Source organism: Actinomycetota bacterium (assembly GCA_018334075.1).
GTDB lineage: Bacteria > Actinomycetota > Coriobacteriia > Anaerosomatales > UBA912 > JAGXSC01.
On sequence record JAGXSC010000050.1, the window covers coordinates 1 to 3,806 of the forward strand.

The window sequence follows — 3,806 nt, forward strand, 5'->3', positions numbered from 1 at the left end:
TTCATCTGCGGCAATACCTACCGTTCTGTATGGGCGCTGCGTGAGTATCCAACCGCTACCGCTGAACAGGCAATCCTGCGGCATCTCGGGGAAAAGGACGGAGTGACCCTGCACATCTATACCCGGCATGTAAGTCCTGTCGAGGAACGAAAAATCATCTCAAACGCCGCCAACAAGAACCGGATGCAGCGAAGCAGCACCCAGGACCTGCAGCAGACTGTCACGGCGGAAAGCAATCTGCAGGACGTAGCGGCCATCATAACTCAGATGCATCGGAGCAAGGAGCCTCTGCTTCATGCCGCTGTTTATATTGAATTGTCCGCACATGATCCCGATCAGCTCAAGCTCCTGCAGACCGAGGTGCTGACTGAGCTAGTGCGAAGCAAGCTCAATGTGGACAGATTACTGCTCCGCCAGCAGCAGGGATTTCTATCGGTCATACCCTCCGGCTGGAATGTGTTCAGCGATCAGTTTGAACGGGTGTTGCCCGCAAGCTCGGTCGCCAATCTCTATCCCTTCAACTACAGCGGCAAGACAGATCCAAATGGCTTCTATCTTGGCAGGGATAAATTCGGAAGCAATATTCTCGTGGATTTTAACCGGAGAGCAGACGATAAGACCAACGCCAACATACTCATTTTAGGAAATAGCGGTCAGGGAAAGAGCTATCTGTTAAAGCTCATTCTCTGCAATCTCAGGGAATCAGGCATGAAAATCATCTGCCTCGACCCGGAAATGGAGTTTGAGGATCTCACCAACAACCTCGGCGGCTGCTTCATCGACCTGATGACCGGAGAGTACATCATCAATGTTCTGGAACCAAAGACCTGGGATGAAGCTGGTGATCCAAAGGATACCGAAGCGCCCCAGGCATTCCGACAGACCAGCAAGCTCAGTCAGCATATCAGCTTTCTCAAGGACTTTTTCCGAGTTTACAAGGATTTTGATGACCGCCAGATTGACACTATCGAGATCATGCTGAGCAAGCTCTATGATAAATGGAGCATCACCGATCACAGCAACTTTGACCGGTTAAAGCCTGATGATTATCCTATTCTGTCCGATCTATATGAGCTGGTCGAGTCGGAATACAAGGAATTCGACGAGAGAAAACGCCAGCTCTATACTGCGGATACGCTGCGGGAAATCTGCCTCGGACTCCATTCCCTGTGTAAGGGCGCGGAGTCCAAATTCTTTAACGGGCACACCAATATAATAAGCAGTGAGTTTGTGACCTTCGGTGTCAAGGGACTTCTGCAGGCCAGCAAAAACCTGAGAAACGCCCTGCTGTTCAACGTGCTGTCCTACATGAGCAACGAGCTTCTCACCGCAGGCAATACTGCCGCCAGCATCGACGAGTTCTATCTGTTTCTTTCCAATCTGACGGCCGTGGAGTATGTGAGGAACTTCATGAAGCGTGTCCGTAAAAAAGATTCGGCGGTTATCTTATCCAGTCAGAACCTTGAGGACTTCAATATCGACGGTATAAGGGAGTATACCAAGCCGCTGTTTTCTATACCGGCCCACGCTTTTCTGTTCAACGCAGGCAATATCGACAAGCGGTTCTATATGGACACCCTCCAGCTGGAGGAATCGGAATACAACCTGATCCGCTATCCCCAGCGTGGTGTTTGTCTATATAAATGCGGAAATGAACGATACAATCTCATGGTTCAGGCTCCCGAACACAAGGCAAAGCTCTTCGGAAAGGCAGGCGGACGATAAAAAAGCCTTGCTGTATATATCAAACAGCAAGGCTTTCACTATATTCACTTTGGCAAGACCCCCAGCAAAGTTAAGCCCAATAAATCCAATGTTCAGTGTTATGCCTGTGAATCCCATTTTTTTAATCAGACGTTTTATGCTCATAACGCATCCCTCCTTAATCCCTTTAGCTGGGTTTGGCTGGCGGTCGTACCAAGGACCAAGAGGTCGGTCTTTCCAAAATGAACATAGCACAATTACCATACCACACCGCAACAGATCATTCAAGAAAAAACAGAAAGGTGGTGAAAAATCGTGGACATGAAGGAGCAGCGCTTCGGCATTGAGATTGAAATGACTGGCCTGTCCCGTCAGCATGCCGCACAGGTGCTGTCGGAATACTTCGGACGGCCTGCCAATTTTGACGGCGGATATTACGGAGAATATTCCGTGCTGGACAGTCAGAGCCGCCGTTGGAAGGTCATGAGCGACGGCAGCATAAAAACAGAAAAGAAAGAAGGTCGTCAGATTGTATCTGCAGATAACACCTACAGCGTGGAGCTGGTCAGTCCCATCTGCCGCTATGAGGACATCGAAACCATACAGGAGATTGTTCGCAAGCTTCGGCAGGCCGGAATGATTGCAAACAAATCCTGCGGCATCCATATCCACTTAGACGCCTCGCCGCACAACGCCAACACCCTGCGAAACATCACCAACATCATGGCTTCCAAGGAGGATCTGATCTACAAGGCCATGCAGGTGGAGGTGGCAAGGGAGCGGCAGTATTGCAAGAAGGTGGAGCAGGGCTTTCTGGATGAAATCAACCGTAAAAAGCCGAAAACCCTGAACGAGGTCAGTCGTATCTGGTACAATGGCGGCGACGGTCACCGCGAGCATTACCATAACAGCCGGTACCACTGCCTGAACCTGCACAGTGTGTTCCAGAAGGGCACTATCGAGTTCCGGCTTTTTAATTCCACCACTCACGCAGGCAAGATCAAGGCATACATCCAGCTCTGCCTTGCCATCTCCGCACAGGCTCTCAACCAGCGGTGCGCCAGCCGCCAGAAAACCCGAAGCACCAACGAAAAATATACCTTCCGAACCTGGCTTCTTCGGCTGGGACTTATCGGTGACGAATTCAAAACCGCCCGGCTTCATCTGCTGGAGCATCTGGACGGCTGCATCGCCTGGAAGGACCCTGCACAGGCCCTCCAGCAAAAGGAACGGTTAAGGCAGAAAAAAGAAAAGGAGCTGGCTGAGGCGGCTCAAGCGGCCATACCGCGGCAGGAAGAAACAATTGAAAACGAGCAGGAACAGGCCGGGGCGCAGGACGAATGCCCCGGTCTTTCTATGTCAATGTAGCAAGGAGGAACGAAGAAAAATGAAATCAGAAACCCTGTATATTGCCTATGGCAGCAATCTCAATCTGCCGCAGATGGCATTCCGCTGTCCGACCGCCAAGGTGGTCGGCGCCAGTGAGATCAAAGATTATGAGCTGCTGTTCCGAGGCGGACAGAGAAGCTCCGTCGCAACCGTGGAGCCGCTCAAGGGCTACAGTGTGCCTGTTCTTCTGTGGAAGCTGAAGGAGCGTGACCTGCAGTCGCTCGACCGCTATGAGGGATTCCCGTCTTTCTACCGCAAGGAGATTCTTGAAGTAGAACTGAGAGGCAAGACTGTTCCCGCCATGGTCTATATTATGAATGACGGACATCCCTTCGGATCGCCCTCAGATTATTACCTAAACACCATACTGGAGGGCTACCAATCGGCAGGCTTTGACACCGAATTTTTGGAGCAGGCCGTGGAGAAATCCATACGTCTGGCGAGAGAGCAGCAGGAACGGGAACCGGATCAGGGCACGCTGTTCGACCTGAAATGGTGGTGATGCTCAATGGCAGCTCCCGCAGCAATTACTCTTGCGGTCAAGGCCGCCGTCGCCCTTGCCACTGACAAACGGACGTGGAAAGCCATCAGCGTGGTCATCGCTTCCATCCTGACGCCAATCATCCTGATCATAATAATGATCTCCAGCATCCTCTCGGCAGGCTCTGACCACAACAAAGCCGCCATAGATCTGTCCTTCAACGGCGGCAGAA

The 3,806-nt window shown here is 51.4% G+C and carries 4 protein-coding genes; all 4 read left to right on the plus strand.

The features are described 5' to 3' along the window. Positions 1 to 1,725 (plus strand): DUF87 domain-containing protein (locus KGZ89_06835; protein MBS3974561.1); only part of this gene is annotated, 1,725 nt, incomplete at its 5' end. Positions 1,726 to 2,019: 294 nt separating this feature from the next. Continuing rightward, on the plus strand, positions 2,020 to 3,072 hold the full coding sequence (locus KGZ89_06840; GenBank protein ID MBS3974562.1) for an amidoligase family protein: 1,053 nt from the start codon (positions 2,020 to 2,022) through the stop codon (positions 3,070 to 3,072). Positions 3,073 to 3,091: 19 nt separating this feature from the next. Continuing rightward, the gene (locus KGZ89_06845; GenBank protein MBS3974563.1) at positions 3,092 to 3,595 is read left to right on the plus strand and encodes a gamma-glutamylcyclotransferase; all 504 of its coding nucleotides are present in this window, start codon (positions 3,092 to 3,094) and stop codon (positions 3,593 to 3,595) included. Between the two features lie 6 nt (positions 3,596 to 3,601). After that, the coding region (locus tag KGZ89_06850; protein MBS3974564.1) for a hypothetical protein at positions 3,602 to 3,806 on the plus strand (205 nt) is incomplete at its 3' end.